18 protein-coding genes, 1 pseudogene and 1 riboswitch are annotated in these 19,664 nt (G+C 45.5%); of the genes and pseudogenes, 15 read left to right on the forward strand and 4 right to left on the reverse strand.

What is annotated here, in order from left to right:
• Positions 1-209: 209 nt before the first annotated feature.
• Positions 210-1,574, reverse strand: a complete 1,365-nt coding sequence (locus tag ACRC27_RS14455) for an alanine/glycine:cation symporter family protein (protein ID WP_438640204.1) — start codon at positions 1,572-1,574, stop codon at positions 210-212.
• Between the two features lie 126 nt (positions 1,575-1,700).
• Positions 1,701-1,796, reverse strand: a riboswitch (glycine riboswitch).
• Between the two features lie 450 nt (positions 1,797-2,246).
• On the opposite strand from ACRC27_RS14455, the gene ACRC27_RS14460 reads away from it, so the two are divergent.
• The 13 genes and pseudogenes from ACRC27_RS14460 to ACRC27_RS14520 form a co-directional block, all read left to right on the forward strand.
• Positions 2,247-2,666, forward strand: coding sequence for a CidA/LrgA family protein (locus tag ACRC27_RS14460; RefSeq protein WP_438624003.1), 420 nt, complete (start codon positions 2,247-2,249; stop codon positions 2,664-2,666).
• Positions 2,663-3,349 (forward strand): CidB/LrgB family autolysis modulator, encoded by a 687-nt coding sequence (locus ACRC27_RS14465; protein WP_438624005.1) that lies wholly within the window; start codon positions 2,663-2,665, stop codon positions 3,347-3,349. Before ACRC27_RS14460 ends, ACRC27_RS14465 begins: the two co-directional genes overlap by 4 nt.
• A 170-nt stretch (positions 3,350-3,519) precedes the next feature.
• Positions 3,520-4,419: a cytidine deaminase gene (gene cdd / locus ACRC27_RS14470; protein ID WP_438640205.1), complete on the forward strand. Its 900-nt coding sequence runs from the start codon at positions 3,520-3,522 to the stop codon at positions 4,417-4,419.
• A gap of 207 nt (positions 4,420-4,626) precedes the next feature.
• Positions 4,627-5,505 (forward strand): DMT family transporter, encoded by an 879-nt coding sequence (locus tag ACRC27_RS14475; protein WP_438624009.1) that lies wholly within the window; start codon positions 4,627-4,629, stop codon positions 5,503-5,505.
• Positions 5,506-5,836: 331 nt separating this feature from the next.
• Positions 5,837-6,478, forward strand: coding sequence for a biofilm master transcriptional regulator CsgD (csgD, locus tag ACRC27_RS14480; RefSeq protein ID WP_438624011.1), 642 nt, complete (start codon positions 5,837-5,839; stop codon positions 6,476-6,478).
• Between the two features lie 71 nt (positions 6,479-6,549).
• Complete coding sequence (locus ACRC27_RS14485) at positions 6,550-6,912, forward strand: CsgE family curli-type amyloid fiber assembly protein (RefSeq protein WP_438640209.1); 363 nt, start codon at positions 6,550-6,552, stop codon at positions 6,910-6,912.
• A 10-nt stretch (positions 6,913-6,922) separates the two neighbouring features.
• Positions 6,923-7,324, forward strand: a complete 402-nt coding sequence (locus ACRC27_RS14490; protein ID WP_438635943.1) for a curli assembly protein CsgF — start codon at positions 6,923-6,925, stop codon at positions 7,322-7,324.
• Positions 7,325-7,342: 18 nt separating this feature from the next.
• On the forward strand, positions 7,343-8,179 hold the full coding sequence (locus tag ACRC27_RS14495) for a CsgG/HfaB family protein (protein WP_438624014.1): 837 nt from the start codon (positions 7,343-7,345) through the stop codon (positions 8,177-8,179).
• A gap of 418 nt (positions 8,180-8,597) precedes the next feature.
• Entirely contained in the window at positions 8,598-9,089 is a 492-nt protein-coding gene (locus ACRC27_RS14500) for a hypothetical protein (protein ID WP_438624015.1), read from the forward strand.
• Positions 9,090-9,136: 47 nt separating this feature from the next.
• Positions 9,137-10,063 (forward strand): hypothetical protein, encoded by a 927-nt coding sequence (locus ACRC27_RS14505; RefSeq protein ID WP_438624016.1) that lies wholly within the window; start codon positions 9,137-9,139, stop codon positions 10,061-10,063.
• 160 nt (positions 10,064-10,223) lie between these two features.
• A complete protein-coding gene (gene csgC, locus ACRC27_RS14510; RefSeq protein ID WP_438631160.1) occupies positions 10,224-10,562 on the forward strand; it encodes a curli assembly chaperone CsgC in 339 nt (112 codons plus the stop codon).
• A gap of 208 nt (positions 10,563-10,770) precedes the next feature.
• The gene (locus ACRC27_RS14515; protein ID WP_438635951.1) at positions 10,771-12,474 is read left to right on the forward strand and encodes an NAD-dependent malic enzyme; all 1,704 of its coding nucleotides are present in this window, start codon (positions 10,771-10,773) and stop codon (positions 12,472-12,474) included.
• A 420-nt stretch (positions 12,475-12,894) separates the two neighbouring features.
• Positions 12,895-13,575: pseudogene (locus ACRC27_RS14520) on the forward strand (SanA/YdcF family protein); the annotation flags it as partial.
• A 237-nt stretch (positions 13,576-13,812) separates the two neighbouring features.
• Here the strand turns inward: ACRC27_RS14520 and yeiB are convergent.
• Both yeiB and folE read right to left on the reverse strand, forming a co-directional pair.
• Positions 13,813-14,973 (reverse strand): DUF418 domain-containing protein YeiB, encoded by a 1,161-nt coding sequence (yeiB, locus tag ACRC27_RS14525; protein ID WP_438624019.1) that lies wholly within the window; start codon positions 14,971-14,973, stop codon positions 13,813-13,815.
• Positions 14,974-15,127: 154 nt separating this feature from the next.
• A complete protein-coding gene (gene folE / locus ACRC27_RS14530; protein WP_438624020.1) occupies positions 15,128-15,784 on the reverse strand; it encodes a GTP cyclohydrolase I FolE in 657 nt (218 codons plus the stop codon).
• 515 nt (positions 15,785-16,299) lie between these two features.
• Here folE and moeA point away from each other — a divergent pair.
• Together moeA and moeB are read left to right on the forward strand one after the other, a co-directional pair.
• Positions 16,300-17,553 (forward strand): molybdopterin molybdotransferase MoeA, encoded by a 1,254-nt coding sequence (gene moeA, locus ACRC27_RS14535; RefSeq protein WP_438640206.1) that lies wholly within the window; start codon positions 16,300-16,302, stop codon positions 17,551-17,553.
• Positions 17,554-17,555: 2 nt separating this feature from the next.
• Positions 17,556-18,371: a molybdopterin-synthase adenylyltransferase MoeB gene (moeB, locus tag ACRC27_RS14540; RefSeq protein WP_438640207.1), complete on the forward strand. Its 816-nt coding sequence runs from the start codon at positions 17,556-17,558 to the stop codon at positions 18,369-18,371.
• Between the two features lie 129 nt (positions 18,372-18,500).
• Here the strand turns inward: moeB and modC are convergent.
• Positions 18,501-19,664: molybdenum ABC transporter ATP-binding protein (modC, locus tag ACRC27_RS14545; protein ID WP_438640208.1), on the reverse strand; the 1,164-nt coding region annotated here is incomplete at its 5' end.

Below are 19,664 nucleotides of genomic sequence, written 5' to 3' on the forward strand. Positions count from 1 at the left end.
TGTACTAATAAACATAGCCACAAAATTTACAGCCGTGAACGTCTGTGCATCCTGAAAAATCTAGCGTGATCACTGAATATCATTGATTTTCTGACAATATTTGCAGGATAAAAACTCGATATTGCAGTTGCCACACAACGCGGTTATCGCAACGTTTGTGTGGCAGTTTATATGGGAGTAATGAAAGGATAAAATGCCGTAATAACCGGTTAAACCACCTGAACTGCGGGAGTTGGTGCGCTCATTCTGGCGAAATAATCACGCGTTTCCGCAATCACTACGTGGCGTAATCCAAGCAGAGCTATCAGGTTGGGGATCGCCATCAGGCCGTTAACAATATCGGCCAAAATCCAGATCGTATCGAGTTTCAAAAATGCACCCGAAGCCACCAGCGCAATAAAAATCCAGCGATAAGGGTTGATGCCTTTTGTTCCCCACAAATAGGTGACACACCGTTCACCGTAGTAATTCCAGCCTAAAATCGTGGTAAACGCGAAAAACATCAGACCAATGGTAACAATCCACTCACCAATCCCGTTTAAGCCACTCGAAAAGGCCGCATTGGTCATCGCCGCACCGCTTAATGGGCCATTCCAGACACCGGTCACTACCAGTGCCAATCCGGTCATGGTACAGATCACCAATGTATCAATGAATGTACCGGTCATTGAGATCAACCCCTGACGCACCGGCTCATTGGTACGGGCTGCAGCAGCGGCAATCGGTGCACTTCCCAAGCCAGATTCGTTAGAGAATACCCCGCGTGCAATACCTGATTTCATGACCTGCTGAATGGTGAGGCCAATCGCCCCGCCCACCGCAGCATCAGGATTAAATGCAGAGGTAATAATGAGCATAATCGCATCAGGCACTTTGTGGTAATTCACCGCCAGCAACATAACCGATCCGGCCACATAAAACAGTGCCATAAAGGGAACGGTAAATTGTGCGATAGCTGAAATACGCTTTATCCCACCCAGTGTTACAGCCGCCACTGTGCAGGTCAGCACTAAGGCGGTGAGCCAAATAGGAAAACCAAACGTAGCATTGAGTGATTCAGTAATCGCATTCACTTGCGGGAAAGTACCGATACCAAAAAATGCAACCCCGACACCAAACAGTGCAAACAGTGAGGCCAACCACTTCAACCCCAACCCCTGTTCGATATAGTACATCGGGCCACCGGCCATTTGGCCATTGGCATCTTTGACGCGAAATTTAACCGCCAGCAGACACTCGGCATATTTGGTGGCCATACCGAAAAATGCCGCAATCCACATCCAAAATAGTGCACCGGGGCCGCCCGCTTTAATGGCCGTAGCCACACCGACAATATTTCCCGTACCGATAGTGGCTGACAGTGCCGTGCACAATGCTGCAAATGCACTGACATCGCCGGCAGATTGTCCAGGTTCTGAACGGAACATATAGGAAAATGCCCGAGGCAGGCAGATAATTTGAATAAGCTTAAGCCGCAGGGTTAGGTAAACACCGGTGCCGACTAAAAGTGTCAGCAAAGGCGCGCCCCAAACCAGATTATCAACGCTTTGCAATACCGATTGCAGATCAAACACAATATTCCTCCTGTAAGGTAATAAATCTAACCATTTAGGAGGAGAAACAGATATGTGGACGTATGAAGCTCACCAAAACACTCATAGCACAACGCAGACTGCCCCTGCTGGGTCAATCTTCCGCACATCTCTTCCCCTGTCCTTTTGCCTGAGCGTTTGAGTAGCGGGAGCTACCTTGCGCCTTCGGCGTCCAATTCAATGGCTCTCTCCAAGGGCTCGTCCAGTAACAGTCTTTGCTGTTGAAAACAGCGCCTGAAAGATTTACTTCTTCGGCGTAGGGTCGATTCCCTACTCTCCTGATACCTTCATCCGAACTTTTAGGCGTAACAACAACCGATTAACGGCTGTTGAACACATTTTTAGTCTACCAATCCGGTTTTGGCTTTGTCCAGCCCCTCTAATGGGTGATTTTGATCAAATAACACCAATTTTTAGCCTTCCTGCACTGTTTGTTGATCAACTGCTGACTATTTAGACAAACTTGGTGTTATTCACAAAAATTATCTCTGGTCAGACAACAACGGTGTTATCACACGAATAACTATTCTTCATCAGTACTGAGTGTGGTAGTGTCGGAAATATTCGTGCACACATTATACATTGTGTGATCTATGGCGCGTTTCAAAAAACAATTGTATGATGATTTCAGTTTATTAAGCGTTGTCTATTTCTATGTCACAATTTACTCACTCTATATGGGGCTATGCCCGCGCGTTTGCATTAATTTTTATCTGTTTATGGATCGGTAACGGTCTGTCTGAATGGCTGCATCTGAATATTCCCGGCAGTATTATCGGTATGCTGGTGTTGTTCGTGCTGCTTTGCACCCGAGTCATTCGCCCTGATTGGGTCAGATCAGGTTGTACTCTTTTTATCCGCTATATGGCTGTGCTGTTTATTCCCATCGGTGTTGGGTTAATCAATCATTACAACCAGTTATCCAGTGAATTAGGTGCATTTTTGGCATCAACTACCGTCAGTACAATCATTGTGATGACCGCCGTTGCTGTGGTGTATCAGCGAATTCATGCCAAAAATCCGGACTCAGAAACACCGAAAAGTACAGATTCAGATGTGGAGAAACAGTCATGATATGGTGGCCTTTACCGCTGACATTGGGTGTGTTTTTTGCTGCTCGCTGGTTGGCGACAAAAATAAAATCACCGCTGATGAATCCGCTGCTGATCTCTATGTTGGCCTTAATCGCGTTTTTGGTCTGTACGGGGATCCCCTACAGCGAATACTTTTCAGGCAGTAAGCTATTAAATCAGCTACTACAGCCCGCGGTGGTGGCATTAGCCTTTCCTTTGTATGAGCAGTTACATCAAATCCGAGCCCGTTGGAAATCAATCATTGGGATCTGCTTTGTCGGCTCTTTTTTTGCCATTGTCAGCGGCACGGCTATTGCGTTGCTGATGGGCGCATCACCTGAAATGGCAGCATCTATTGCCCCGAAATCAGTCACTACACCCATTGCTATGGCTGTAGCACAAAATATTGGTGGGATCCCAGCCATTACAGCCGTTGCAGTTATCTATGTGGGTTTACTCGGTGCGGTATTTGGCCATATTTATATGCGCTGGCTGAAAATTCACCACCCTTCTGCACGTGGTTTGGCTATGGGTAATGCTTCCCATGCACTGGGAACAGCACGCTGCGCAGAAGAGGACTATGTTGAAGGTGCGTTCAGCTCTCTGGCACTGGTCATCTGCGGCATTATTACCTCTTTAATCGCTCCGCTTATCTTCCCTGTTCTGCTGCATCTTTTGCACTGAGTTAGGCTATCTTATCGGCAATTAACACCTCATTATTGTGGGATAACTCTCACAATAATGAATGCAAACCATATTCATTACATTAAAAAGTGATATTCATCACACTAAATTTCATATTTGCTCTCTAGAATCGTTGATCCTATAACTGAAAATAAAAAGGGATCACACGAATGCACGAGAGAATTCAAACAGCACTCACCCATCTTCCGCGTGATTTAGCTGCGGCGCTCACTCCCTATGTATCTCGTGCTGATTTTGCCGGATGGCTTTCGCATGATGAAGCGGTTGCTCTGCAATCTGCCTGCAACATGACCAGCGAAGCACTTGCGCTTGCACTGCTTCCTCTGGCCGCAGCCTATTCTGTTGCCCCTATTTCAGCATTTTATGTCGGTGCAGTGGCAAAAGGTGTCAGCGGTAATCTCTATTTTGGTGCCAATATGGAGTTTGCCGGAGCCGCAATGCAGCAAACCGTGCACGCAGAACAGAGCGCCATTACGCATGCGTGGATCCGTGGTGAAAAAGCCCTGAGCGATATCACCATTAATTACTCACCCTGTGGGCATTGCCGCCAGTTTATGAATGAGCTTAATGCCGCACCAACACTCAATATTCACCTTCCAGCACGTACCGCAAGCAAGCTGCACGACTATCTGCCAGAAGCCTTTGGCCCGCGCGATCTCAATATCACCACGCTGTTGATGGATAGCCAAACACATCAGTTATCCTTTGAAAAACACGCTGATATGGCAGAAGATGTAGTCATGCAACAAGCATTATCCGCAGCCAACGCCAGCCATGCACCTTATAGCCAAAGCTATTCCGGTGTTGCTCTGCAAACGGCATCAGGCCAGATTTATCAGGGCATGTATGCTGAAAATGCCGCATTTAACCCGAGCCTGCCTCCGCTACAAGCGGCATTGATCAACTTAAACCTTTCCTGTGAAAACTTCAGCCAGATTACCCGTACGGTATTGGTGCAAAGCCATGCGCAAACCATCAATCAGCAGCCTGCAACAGATGCCATGCTGCATGCGCTGGGCTTGTCAGCCTGTGAGTGCGTGACAGTGTAACTGAATATAACGCAGCCGCATTCACAAATACGGATTCGGCTGCTTTTCTCCTGCTATTTTTTAACGCTTGTTTTACAACAGATATTATTCTTTTCATGTTTCGCTTATATCCCACTTTTATGTTCGGTTTTGCTGTGTTGCTGGCAGGAAATCGGTACACTACCCCTTAATTTGTGACTGACTGCCGAAAATTTTAAGTAGTACCTCATGACAATGCACACTCACCGACCCTTAGTCGGCGCCAGTTGGATGATTCTGGCTGGGCTGGCTTTTGCCTGTATCAATACGCTGACACAATACATCAGCATTCATATGCGCCTGCCTTCAACCTCTGTCGCTCTGTATCAGTACCTTGTTGCACTGATAGCCATGCTGCCTTGGTTACTGAAAACCGGTTTACGACGCTCTTTGCATACCCAGCATTTCGGGCAGCATGTGTTTCGTATCTTTTTATCGGTTATCGGCATTCAGTGCTGGTTGTGGGCTCTGGCCTACCCGATTCCTATCTGGCAAGGTATTGCGTTATTAATGACATCACCGCTGTTTGCCACTCTTGGTTCAGGGCTGTTTTTAGGGGAAAAAGTCGGTGCGGCCCGCTGGTGTGCCACATTAGCCGGATTTATTGGTGCAATGATTATTCTTGAGCCATGGGGAAATGAATTTAAGCTGATTACCCTATTACCACTGGCGGCGGCCTTTTTCTGGGCCAGTTACTCATTAATGGTCAAAAAGCTCTCTCATCATGACTCATCGACCACCATGGTGGTTTACCTGTTACTGCTAATTACCCCCTTTAATCTGGTATTGGCCATTCCGGAATTTACACTACCAACGCTCTATAGCGGTGCTATTTTACTGGTTGTCGGGTTGCTCACCGCATTTGCACAAACCGCCATTGCCAAAGCGTATGCCAGTGCAGATGCCTCTTTTGTTCAACCCTTTGATAACTTTAAATTACCTATCAATATTGCTGCCGGTTGGATTGTGTTTGGCTGGGCACCCCCAGGCCGCTTATGGCTTGGCGCAGCCATTATTATTGCGGCCACGGCATTTATTACTCACCGTGAGCACCAACAATCGGCGTAGTGTTACTGCACAGCACTCCGCCATTCACACCATAACAGCCAAAGGCTTACCCCTCTTTCCGCATCATTTTTATCCATTTGCATAGGGCCTGTTGAATTAAGCAGGCCATTTTTTTGTCATTGACTATGCTTATTTTATATTCCCTCATTTAATAGACCATTTCTTTATAAAGTAATTAAACATTCTTAGGGTGATAAGTGCTAACTGCTTGTTATTTCAAAGATGAAACACAATGACTTATTAATAGGAAAGCGGAAGAAATAAGATTAATCCGCTACGCTTTCGTACTAATCATAAAGTCCCGATGCCCGTATAGCTGATGAGGTTTACTATGGAAAAACAAGCGCATTTGCTGCTTATTACCAAACCATCGCTTCAGGTTAGCGCATTAAGTCGAACCTTACGGGAAAAGACAACACTGCCTGTTAATATCCATAACCTACACAATACGTTAGATGATGTTCCTTCTGCTCTGACTGTCATGCTTTTTGACATGGCAGAGATGGATAACAAAGAGATTAAACTCTGGCAATATCAGATATTTAAATATCGTAATAACATTAAAACACTGCTGTTTAATATGTCTGACACCTATTCACAAGAAGATGTTCTTTCATGGCCCTCTATCTGTGGATTATTTAAAACAGATGAAAGCGAAGATGTACTGGTCAAAGGCATTAAATCTGTTATTCAGGGTGAATTTTGGTTGCCACGCAGCCTAACGAGCCTGCTAATCGAACATTTACGTGTACATCAACGGGGTACTGCCAACTACCCACAACTGACGCTACGTGAAAAAGAGATTTTAGAGAAACTCCGCTCCGGTGCATCAAATATGGAGATTGCCAGTACCTTATTTGTCAGTGAGCATACGATTAAATCGCATTTATACAATTTATTCAGAAAGATAAACGTCAGAAATCGCACGCAGGCGATCTACTGGGCCGAAGAAAATGTCAAACAGCAGCCATAATCACCATGAATAATTTCTGTATTATTACTCTTTGGCGAAAATATACAGCTACCCTACTGGTTGTGGGAGCAATGGTATTAAGCACCTTATACCCACCACCACTGCACGCTGTTGATCTGGAAATTGCTGGGCTAATTACCAATAGAACGATAACGCCGGTTGGTCATGATTTCTATCGCTTATTCAGTGAAAAATGGCAAGCCAGTGATCATATTAACCTCACTGTTTATGAAAAGCCCAGTGCACGCTGGGGAAGTATTATCACCATTAAAAATGAACAAACTGTATTATTCAGAACCGTACTGTTTCCCAGTAAAAAAAGTTTAGAAAACACCGTTAACCAAGCCATTGTCGTGACTGCCGATAATCTGGCAAAAATCATGTTTGATAAAGCACTGCTAAAAACCGATGAATTAGCCTCTGATGAGTTTTAATGGAGATATTATGAAAAAAAATATACTGCTTACAGCTCCGATGCTCATGCTAAGTCTCTTAGCACAGGCTAGCCCGTTGATTTACCAGCCGGTAAACCCCAATTTTGGGGGAAACCCGAATAACGGGGGTTATTTAATGTCGGGTGCTCAAGCTCAAAATAGCTACCGTGATCCGTCACTCGAATCAGCATTGGCCACGCCATCAGCGCTTGATAACTTAACCGAACTATTACAATCAAATTTAGTCAGTGACTTATTAAGTAATCCGACTGCCGGACAATCAATCTCAACCAATGATTTTTCCGTAAAAGTGCAACAAGGTGGCAATGCCGGTCAGCTCGTGGTCTTAATTACCGATAAAAAAACCGGACAAACCTCTACCATTGAAGTCAGTGGCCGCTCAACAAATTAATATATAAGGGTTACCTCTATGCGAGCAATGATTTTAACAGCAGTATTATTACTGGGGGGATGTGCGGTCACAGATATACCTAAGGAAGGTGCAAAACCGACCTTAATGCCGCGCCCTAGCACCTATAAAGATCTGGTTCAACTGCCAAAACCAAACGGGAAAATTATTGTTTCCGTTTATTCTGTTCAGGACGAAACCGGCCAATTTAAACCGCTTCCCGCCAGTAATTTCTCTACCGCTGTGCCACAAAGTGGTAATGCTATGCTAACTTCAGCATTAAAAGACTCCGGCTGGTTTGTGCCGTTAGAGCGCGAGGGCCTACAAAACTTACTCAATGAACGTAAAATTATCCGAGCGGCACAAGAAAGTGGCACGGTTGCAGCCAATAACCAAAATCCGCTGCCCTCACTGCTCTCAGCCAACGTACTGATTGAAGGCGCAATTATCGGCTATGATACTGATATTAAAACCGGTGGCGCAGGAGCTCGTTATTTTGGTATTGGTGCATCAGGAAAATATCGGGTTGATCAAGTTGCGGTAAACCTAAGAGCTGTCGATGTCAGAACCGGTGAAATATTGCTTTCGGTGAATACCAGTAAAACCATACTCTCGAATGAATTTTCAGCCGGTGTCTTTAGGTTTATTGAATTTCAGCGATTACTCGAACTTGAAGCCGGATTTACCACCAATGAACCGGTTATGCTTTGCATGATGGCAGCTCTCGAATCGGGCGTTGCCCATCTTATTGTTGAAGGATTAAAACAAAATCTATGGGGCTTACAAAACCCATCTGAGATAAATAACCCTATTATTCAGCGCTATATGAAAGAAGAAGTGCCTGCAAATGTAGATTAATGTCTGCCATACAGCTCTGCCCTTTTTAAAAGACCGCTTCGGCGGTCTTTTTTATTTTTATCTCAATTGCAACACAACTCCCCCCTACCTTTACTACTTTCCCATGCAAAGTATTTTAACGACAAATAATAGCAATAATTACGTATTTAATTAGCATAACCATTAACATCAAGACAAAAAACACATCAAACAAGAATAAAATAACACACTAAAAATAGAAATAATTAAGACTCTATGACTAGAGATATCACACGCAACAAAATAAAAACAATGTTTTACAAATGAAAAACAAAAAGAATTAATACTTTGTAATGTAATATTACATACAAATACGAATATAGTTTTATTTATAGTTATTCACATCACACCAATAATTAAGCTGCTTGAAACGCACCACAGATAAAAAAGAGTGTTCCTAATGCAGCGAAAGTATTCTTGGCTACCTGCGCTTATTTTGCTGTCATTAAGCCCGACTACTTATGCAGCAGAAGATCTAGCGTCTGATGAGATAAACTTCAATACCGTTGATGTTTATCAGGCTGGATACAAAAACAGCACTGATATTCTTCAGCATGGTGTATTTAATGATGCATCATTGAGGCAAATAGGAAAAGGCAATGATTTCACCCTCACCCAGTATGGTGCACACAATACGGTGCTCGCTGAACAGTCAGGCGTAAATAACATTGCTGATGTTTCACAATACGGTTCAGGCAATGAGGCATATATTAATCAAAGCGGTTACGCCAACAACGCAGCGATTAACCAATATGGGTTTAACAACTACGCAGCTGTTATACAAATTGGCTCGAGCAATCAAGCTAACATTAATCAAAACGGCACAGGCCTTAGTGCTGCAGTCGTGCAACATGGTGTAGGTTTACCAATTACCTTGTCACAAAGTAATTAGCAAACCGATGAATTAATTCAGGCAAAGCAACACTGAGGATTTCTATAATGAAAATGTTGAATCTGTCTATCATCACCGTCGCTATTTTAGGCTCCGTTGCTATTAATGCTGCTAATCAACAAACCACCATTTACCAATCAGGTAATGGTAATTTGGCAGATGCTCTGCAAAGTGGCTCTAACAATGTACTCATTGATGTTACCCAACTCGGTACTAAAAACACCTCTGATTCAAAACAACTCAATGCCTCAATGAGTGATACCACCATTTACCAAAGTGGTTCACGTAACAATGCCGTCACCGATCAAGGTGGCAGTAAAAATGACATTAATATTGAACAACGCGGAAAACGTAACAGCGCTGACGTACTGCAAGCCGGTTATAAAAATGATACCAATATAGACCAGCGCGGCCGGAAAAATGATGCTACGGTCGACCAAAGTGGTAAACGTAACGATATCACCATTGATCAATTTGGCCGTAAAAACAGTGCTGATGTTGCACAAAAAGGCCAGCTCAATAAAACAGATATCGATCAGCACGGTAATAAAAACAGCGCCGATGTCACCCAACGCGGTCGTAAAAATGATATTGATGTCGACCAAAGCGGTACAGCGAACAGCGCTCAAGTTACACAATCAGGTCGCCGTAACGATACCACCGTCGATCAATCAGGCTCTTATAACGATGCTATCGTGAAACAACGTGGCCGCTTTAATGATATCGATGTCAGCCAAACAGGGCAAAACAACACCGCACAAGTCAAACAACGCGGCGTGCATAATGATGTTGATGCCGTACAAATTGGCCGCCGTAATGATGCCGATATCAAACAATCCGGTGGTATGAACACCTCAGATACCTACCAAAATGGTCACCACAACAGCGTTACTGTTGATCAAAGTGCCTTTGGTGATTTAGCTAACGTGACACAATACGGTGGTCATAATACCGCAAACGTCACACAAAATTAGCTAAACATTGTTAAGCTTTTACTGAAAATAGATCTACACTCTATATCAAGCTACGATTAAAAGAAGCGGAAGCTAAGATGTTCCGCTTCTTTTGTTTTACATATAACACGCTGCTTGTTGTTAATGTTTCCCATCACTGACTGGATAATAAGGTATAACTATGTTGGCTCTACTGCTAGCCGGTGCACTCCAATCACAAATCTGGTTTGATGTAAAAACACAGGGCACTGAATCAACCGTACTTGCTTATGCAAAAACAACCAAAGATTGCCTGTGCCATTACCATATTAGTATTATAAAAGCAGGAAAATCAGGCAGTAACCGCACCTCACAACACCAAGAGAGTGATTTTCAAGCCAACCACCCTGAAGTGCTCTCCTCCATGCATTTAGCGCTATCACCAGCAGATAAAGTCACCATCTCTGTAGAGCTCTACTCAGATAATCAACTGTTATCAAAAGCATCAACTGAATTGCCAAAACCAGAACAGGCTGACTAACCAAAGCATACAACTGGTTGCCCATATCCATCGCACGGGTTACTCACTTTTACACGGCATTAACAATGTCAGCCATCTCTGATTCTGGCACATTAAATCCCCCATAACTTGCGCGCTCGCACATTTATGAGTAATACCAATTTACTTTCTTTCCCATAGTCCTAGGATCTGCCCTGCCTTTCCTACAAACTTATTTACACTAAAGACTATGACAACTGAAAATAATCAGGATACCAAGCGCCCCCTTTATATTCCTTATGCCGGTGCAGCACTGCTAGAAACCCCGTTGTTGAATAAAGGCAATGCCTTTACTGAAGATGAACGCCAATTTTTCAATTTAGAAGGCTTATTACCTGAAGCCATTGAAACGATAGAAGAACAGGCTAATCGAGCCTACAAACAGTTCACCAGTTTCCACAGTGAAATTAACCAGCATATTTTCCTGCGCAACATTCAAGATACCAACGAAACGCTGTTTTATCGTTTAGTTGAAGACCATATTGAAGAGATGATGCCGGTCATCTATACCCCGACCGTAGGCCAAGCTTGCGAACAGTTCTCTGATATCTATCGCCGTGCACGGGGTCTGTTCATCTCCTATCCAAACCGTGATCGTATTGATGACATGCTGCAAAACGCTACTAAGCAGAATGTTAAAGTCATCGTTGTCACTGATGGTGAGCGCATTTTAGGTTTAGGCGATCAGGGTATCGGAGGAATGGGTATCCCTATTGGTAAACTTTCACTGTATACCGCTTGTGGTGGCATCAGCCCAGCATACACTCTACCGGTAGTTCTTGATGTCGGTACAAATAACCCGCAGCGCCTTAATGACCCTATGTATATGGGCTGGCGTCATCCGCGAATTACCGGTGAAGAGTACGATGCTTTTGTGGATGAATTCATCCAGGCTGTAAAACGCCGCTGGCCAAATGTTCTGCTGCAATTTGAAGATTTCGCCCAAAAAAATGCTATGCCACTGCTAAACCGCTACCGCGATGAGCTGTGTTGTTTCAATGATGATATTCAAGGTACGGCCGCCGTCACACTCGGCTGCTTAATTGCCGCAAGCCGAGCTGCAGGTAGCCAACTGCGCGATCAGCGTATTACTTTCCTCGGTGCAGGCTCTGCCGGTTGCGGTATTGCCGAACAAATTATTGCGCAAATGAAAGCTGAAGGCTTGAGCGATGAAGAAGCCCGTTCACAGGTCTTCATGGTTGACCGTTTCGGCTTATTGACCGATCAAATGCCAACACTGCTTGAGTTCCAGACCAAGCTGGTACAAAAAATCGACCGTTTACAAAGCTGGGATCTCTCCTCCGACACCATCTCACTGATGGATGTCGTACGTAACGCCAAACCAACCGTATTAATCGGCGTGTCTGGGCAACCGGGGCTATTTACTGAAGAGATCATTCGTGAAATGCATGCTCACTGTGCTCGCCCGATTGTGATGCCGCTTTCAAACCCAACCTCACGTGTAGAAGCTCGCCCTGAAGATGTCATTCGCTGGACAGACGGTGCAGCACTGGTCGCCTCAGGCAGCCCGTTTGCACCGGTATTGCACGCAGGCACAACCTATGCTGTAGCCCAGTGTAATAACTCATACATTTTCCCAGGTATTGGTCTGGGTGTTATTGCCTCTGGCGCTCGCCGTGTGACCGACAATATGTTGATGGCCGCAAGCCGAGCACTGGCTGACCGCTCACCACTGGCGAATCACGGCGAAGGCTCACTGTTGCCGTGCTTGTCTGAAATCCAAGAACTCAGCAAATATATTGCATTAAAAGTGGCAAAAGCCGCGCAATTTGATGGTGTTGCCGTACAAACACCTGATGAAGCACTTGAGCACAATATTGAGCAAAACTTCTGGAATGCAGAATACCGCCAATACAAACGCACCTCGTTCTAAATAATACAGGCATTAAATTGCCTGTTAAATAAAGCCGATATGAAGGCTATTTTCATAAACCGGCCTCAGTAATACCCCTGAATCGGCTTTATCCTATAAAATCAGAGAGCAACAGCTCTCTGATTTTTTCTCTCCTGTAAACCCATGCTTATCTGCCAGTTAATACCCCGAATCACATACAACCTCGGTATTAACTACCTAGCCCTAACCTACTGACTTTTCTGATATAAAACTGATTAATACAGGAATTCACACATCTTCAATTGAGATCATTGCCTGCTTTTGCAAAAATAGTGTTTGATAGGAACTAAGATCAAGACAGAGCACACAAACAGCCCTTAGTTCTCACTTTTGTATCGTGCTTTCAATGAGATAGTGCGGTAAAGTAAAGAGGATATGGGTAAAGGTAGATGAGTTGCCATGTGGCGTAAAAGCTTACAATATTTATTATTTCTTGCACTATTAGCGGTATTAACACTGCTACTGCTTGATCGCTGGATTAGCTGGCGCTTTTCACCCTATATCTATGAAGATGCAACGCTACTGCCTGATGCACCTGTTGGGTTGGTGCTAGGTACAGCCAAATACATCAGTCGGGGAAAACTGAACACCTTTTATACTAACCGTATTGACGGTGCTGCCGCCCTGTACCATGAAGGAAAAATTAAACGCGTATTGGTTAGCGGTGATAATGCGCAACTCAGTTATAACGAACCACGCAATATGCGCCGAGATCTGATTAAAGATGGCGTTCCCCCACAAGCTATCGTGCTCGATTTTGCCGGATTCCGCACTCTTGATTCAGTAGTTCGTGCCAAAAAAGTGTTTGATACAGAAAAGTTTATCATCATCACACAACGCTTTCATTGTGAACGCGCATTGATGATTGCCCACCACTACAACATTAATGCAGTCTGCTTTGCGGTTTCAATGCCAGACAATTACCTAAAAACCCGTACCCGCGAAATATTTGCCCGCCTTGCTGCGGTTTCTGATCTCTACCTTCTTGGCAGCCAACCCCGTTTTTTAGGGCCAAAAGAGCCTATTCCTCAAGGGGATGTAGTGCTACCAGAGCCAGAGCCAATACCTGCGTTAACGCCCGCATCCCCCAGCTTCACTGCATTTGAAGTAGCACTGACTGAACCTGAGTTAAAGACACTCCCGCAACAACTGCTGCATATCTCCGAGTACACCGCCGTATTGCCAGAAAACGAAATACCTTACCGAGTGTCTCAACCAGCCTCAGTACCTATCGCTTTTGCGGCAGATCAACAACCCATGGTGGTAACACCCCCATGGGCACGCGGCGATAAACACTAGCACTCTACCGGTTCAATATCACGCAGGATGATGATGACGAACACTGAGTAAGACCAGTTTCCGCCATACCCACTCTAACGGCCCCTGAGAAAAATGGCGTAACCAGATAACCGAAAACAGAATATTAATGAGCCAGATAACCGGTACAATCATCAATAAATGCACGCGATCAAGCTGATTAAACCAGCCAAAGTGATAGAAAATGAGGCTACACAGCAACGTTTGCAAAATATAATTACTCAGCGCCATTCGCCCAACCGAAACCATTGCCTGTGCAAAGCGTGAATGCTGAATATGTGGGAAAATCGCGTACCACAATGCCAGATAACCCATTGCCTGAATGGGTGCAGCAATTTCACGCGGGATCTGTCCGAAATAGGCGCTCCAGTGAAAATCCCACTTCACCGCAATATTCGCCCACACACTTGGGCTTTGAATCAGTAACCCGAGTGAAATCAGAACAATCGCTTTACGCCAATATTGATGCGGTAACCGGCTGCCCTGCAACCAACCGTTACGAATAAGCCCCGCACCTGCCACCATCAGCCCAGCAAGTTGCCAGCCATATTGCAGCATCACCACCAATAACATTGAGATCATCTGATGAAAGCGATACGTTACCGCACCCCAGCCACCATTAAGTTTGGTTGTAATTTCACTATCAAGCGTAAGCCAGTCGGGTTGCCAAAAAGTACTCGGTGCAGCATTCAGACTGAGCCACCCCAAGGTTAACAACAACAGTAATCCCAAACTGTACAGCACTAGACCAAAGCGCAATAAACTGCGCGGGCTTTGCGCATCACGGATCATTCGCCAGCACATTAAACCCACCAGCCCGTAAGAGAGTAAAATATCACCATCCCACAGAAAAAGAGTATGCAATAATCCAAACAGCAGTAACCATGACAGGCGCGATTTCATAAACTCGTTGCCTTTACCCCGCCGTAACTGTAATTGCAAACCCGCGCCAAACAGCAGTGCAAAAATAGTCAGAAATTTTTGCTCGGCAAACAGACTCTGTGTTGCCCACACCCATGTATCCGTTGCAGAAGGCAGCCCCGCAAATGCCGGATTTAAATATGCCGCCTGTGGTAATCCAAAACTGATAATATTGAGCAATAAAATTCCCAATACCGCCACACCACGCGCACCATCCAACACCGCTAAACGTTCTTGCATGCAACCTCTCGCTATTATTATGCTAACTTATGCCATCATGGCTGATATCAAATACCCCGATAACGGGCTAAAAATAGAAACAACAGAAACAAAAAGGATGCTTTTCAGCACCCTTCTCTTAAAACAAGGTTAGTCTGGCAGACTGCACTACATACTAACTGCGCACAGCACTTAAAAACTCCTGACGCGTACTCTGGTTAGATTTAAATATCCCCCCAAGTGCTGTTGTCATTGTCGAGCTGCCCGCATCACGAATACCGCGTGCTTTTACGCAATAGTGTACCGCATCTAAAGACACAGCAACATTATCTGTTTCCAACAGTGTTTGCAGCGCAATTAAAATTTGCTGCGTTAAACGCTCCTGCACCTGTGGGCGCTGGGCAAAAAAGAGAACAATACGGTTTAATTTAGACAAACCAATCACTTTATCACGTGGGATATACGCAATATTTGCCACACCATCAATAGTCACAAAGTGGTGTTCACACGTACTGTTAAGATGAATATTGCGTACCGTGACCATTTCATCAACGTGCATTTTGTTTTCAATAACAGTGATCTTAGGGAACGTGCTGTAATCTAATCCAGAAAAAACTTCATCAATATACATCTTCGCAATACGGCGCGGAGTTTCCGCTAAGCTATCATCACTCAGATCCAGATCCAGCAAACGCATCACTTCCGTCATATGGTGCTGAATTTGTTCCCGCCGCGTATTTTTATCTAATCCAGATGATTTCATGGGTGTTTCAAGGCCATGAGCCTCAAGTGCAGCACGAACTTTACTAGCGTCTTCAGTGAGCGATGGCATTATGTTCTCCACATAAATAAGGTTGCGCTGTCACCCCTATAATATTGTTCTATATGGTGCTGGGGTCACCGCTTATTGTCTTGACAACGGCATATCACCCTCAAAAACATGACAGGCGATAAAGATCTGTTTTTTAGAAGCATAACCCTTACGAAAAAAAAATCTACCTTGATGTTAATCAGGTTATTTCATTTTATTGCGTCAGAATAAAGGAACTGCTCGTTTAAAAATACAAACACCCGTTAATTCAACCATAAAAACACACATTAGTGAAAATAAAACGCTACATAAAAACCACATAATACGCCATGCAAACAGCATTACGGTATTCACCTTACCGTGGGAATGAAATCAATGCGATTCCCTTGCCGAAGGCTTTATACTAGAGAACTTGATATTAGGAAGCTTGATACTAAAAAGATCACTGACGACCGAAAAGCCAAACTCGCTTTACCAGCAAATGGTGTAAAGCCAGAAAATCGGTAATAAATACAAAAAGATAAGAGGAGTATCACATGGATTGCTGTGCCACTACGGGTTTGCAAACATTAGAGCAGGCATTATCTACCTTGTTAGCACGAGTCTCTTGTTGCTGTGCGGCAGAAACCGTTGCACTGGATCACGCTTCTGGCCGGATTACGGCAGATGCACTGCAATCACCCATCAATGTGCCGCCTTTTGCGAACTCAGCAATGGATGGTTACGCTGTGAAACTCGCTGATCTTACCACACCACATTGTTTACCGGTTGCCGGAAAAGCCTTTGCAGGTGCACCGTTCAATGGTGAATGGCCAACAGGCACCTGTAGTCGGATTATGACCGGCGCAGTCATTCCAGACGGTTGTGATGCAGTGATCATGCAAGAACAGGCCGAGGTAACGGCAAAAGGCGTTACCTTCCCCCACCCAGTACGTGCAATGCAGAATATTCGTCTGGCAGGTGAAGATGTACAGTGTGGCAGTGACATACTGCCTGTGGGCACAAAACTCAGTACAGCCCATTTACCGATGATTGCCTCGCTCGGCATTGCGCAACTGAGCGTCTACCGCCGCCTAAAAGTGGCTATTTTTTCGACCGGTGATGAACTGCGTGAGCCGGGCCAACCTCTGGCCGACGGACAAATTTATGACAGTAACCGGCTAGCCGTTCGTTTAATGCTGGAAAAGCTTGATTGCGAGATCATTGATCTGGGCATTATCCCCGATGATCCTGACGCTTTTCGCCGTGCTTTTGAACAGGCCGATGCCGCAGCCGATCTGGTGATAAGTTCAGGCGGTGTTTCCGTGGGTGAAGCCGATTACACCAAGCAAATTTTAGATGAAATGGGTGAAGTTGCCTTCTGGAAACTGGCCATTAAACCGGGCAAACCGTTTGCCTTTGGCCGCTTGCAGCACAGTTGGTTCTGCGGATTACCGGGTAATCCGGTTTCTGCGGCGGTCACCTTTTATCAGTTAGTACAACCGCTGATTGCTGCACTGTCCGGCCACAGTACATGGAAAATGCCACTGCGTTTTCAGGTTCGCTGTAATGATCGTCTGAAAAAATCACAAGGCCGAATCGACTTTCAGCGCGGAGTATTGCACAGCACGCTTGATCCACAAACCGGCACGATGACCTTAAGTGTCAGCTCAACCGGTCATCAGGGGTCACATGTCTTCAGCTCATTTATGCAGGGAAACTGTTTTATTGTGCTGGAACAAGATCGCGGACATGTGGATGCCGGAGAGATGGTGACGGTCGAGCCGTTTAATACCCTACTCGGAGCATAAAAATGCAGACCGAACTCAGTGATGCTGAAACCTTGCGCTACAACCGCCAGATTGTGCTGCGCGAATGTGACTTTGATGGGCAGGAAAAGCTGAAAGCAGCATCAGTGCTGATTGTCGGGCTTGGCGGATTGGGCTGCGCGGCGGCGCAGTATTTGGCCGCTGCCGGTGTAGGGTCATTGACACTGCTCGATTTTGATACCGTATCACTCTCAAACCTACAAAGGCAGGTTCTGCATCGTGATACGCGTATTGGTATGCCAAAAGTCGAGTCGGCGGCCATAGAGTTGCGGGCTATCAATCCGCATATCCGCGTAGAACCGTTGAACGAAAAGCTTGAGGATGATGACTTATTTACACTCATCACCCAGCACGATCTGGTGCTTGATTGCACCGACAATGTCGACACCCGTAATCAGCTCAATCAGCTCTGTTTTAACAGTAAAACTACGTTGATTTCGGGGGCAGCAATCCGTTTTGAAGGTCAACTTTCAGTCTTTACCTATGCTGAAGGCCAACCGTGCTACCGCTGCCTAAGCCGCTTATTTGGTGATAATGCGCTCTCTTGTGTCGAGGCTGGCGTTATCGCCCCGATAGTCGGTGTTGTCGGCAACCTGCAAGCACTAGAAGCCATTAAACACATCACCCAAATCGGTCAGGTACTGGCAGGAAAATTACTGCTAATTGACGGGCGAACGCTGCAATTTCGGGAGATGGCATTGCCGCGTTTTGCCGATTGTGATGTCTGCTCTCACCATAATGCAGACTCTGATCATTACTCTACTCAGAATGCCTGCACTGATCGTACTAACAATCAATAACCTGCACGCAACGTGCAAAGCGGATACAACCAGATAACGGCACATATATCCTGAGCGTTATCGCATCAAGTCAGCCGATTAACAGTAATTGATACGTCTGTTAATCGGCCGCTTTGTAAAATACTACGGTTACAACGCTGTTGTAACCGACTCCACCAATCCTACCGCTTTAATGTAGGCAAAAACCCACTCATCGTTTCGCAACGCCATCTGATTTAATGCCCGACATGAAATACGAGCGAGCAATGGCTGCAAACCACAATACAATTGCACCATCACCATGCCATTGTGCGGCTCACCGATTTGAGTAATCCGACACCACAGTCTGTTTTGCACGCTGCAAGGCGGCAACTCACTGCGTGACAATAACACCTCTCGTGCCAGCACCCGCAAACGCCATGACTGTACAGCCATTTCATCACCCGGAATACGCAGCTGTTGCCCTTCGCAATCAGCGATAATCTGCTGATTTTCAGCATCATATCCGGTGATTTGAGTATTCAGCAGAACTGCGGCCTCAGGGTGCTGTGCCAGTGATAAATCAGTACGTGAGAACAGATCGGTCGGTTCGCCCTGCGCCTCTACCTCACCGGCTCGCAGCACCACAATCTGCTCGCACAGCGTGACAACCTCTTCCATTGCATGGCTGACATATAACATCGGTAAATCCAGCTCTTTCGCTAACCGGGCGATCTCAGCGGTCAGTAAGCGACGCGCATGGCTATCAAGTGCCGATAATGGCTCATCAAGCAGCAACAGAGCTGGTGTTGCCATCAGCGCACGGGCAATAGCTACCCGCTGGCGCTGACCACCTGAGAGCTTGTGTGCCGCTAAATCTAGGAGTGGCGTAAACCCAAGCCGCTCGGCCAGTTGCACAATATCTGGCGGCGTTTTACGGGCGTAACGCGCGGCCAGTGTTAAATTTTGCCGAACCGTCAGCCAGTTGAAAAGTCGGCTATCTTGAAAGACCACACCTACAGATCTTTTTTCTGGCGGGATAGAGCCTAAAACGCATTGCCACTGTACGCCGGAAAAACGGATATGGGCATGATCTACGGGCATTAGTCCGGCAATAATTTGCAGCAAGGTGGTTTTCCCCGCCCCACTGTGGCCAAATATTCCGTGGATCCCGCGCGCAGGCAAGGTGATATCCACATTCAGAGTGAAATCAGACAGCGCTGTATGCACCTGTATCTGCAAGGTTTGATCGTCTGTAACCTGATTTTGGTTTTGGTTTTGGTTTTGGTTTTGGTTTTGGTTTTGGTTTTGGAAAAGAGTATCTGCCGTATGCGC

The sequence above is a fragment of the Plesiomonas sp. genome (genome assembly GCF_051650925.1).
In the GTDB taxonomy this organism is placed as follows: domain Bacteria; phylum Pseudomonadota; class Gammaproteobacteria; order Enterobacterales; family CAMTGL01; genus Plesiomonas.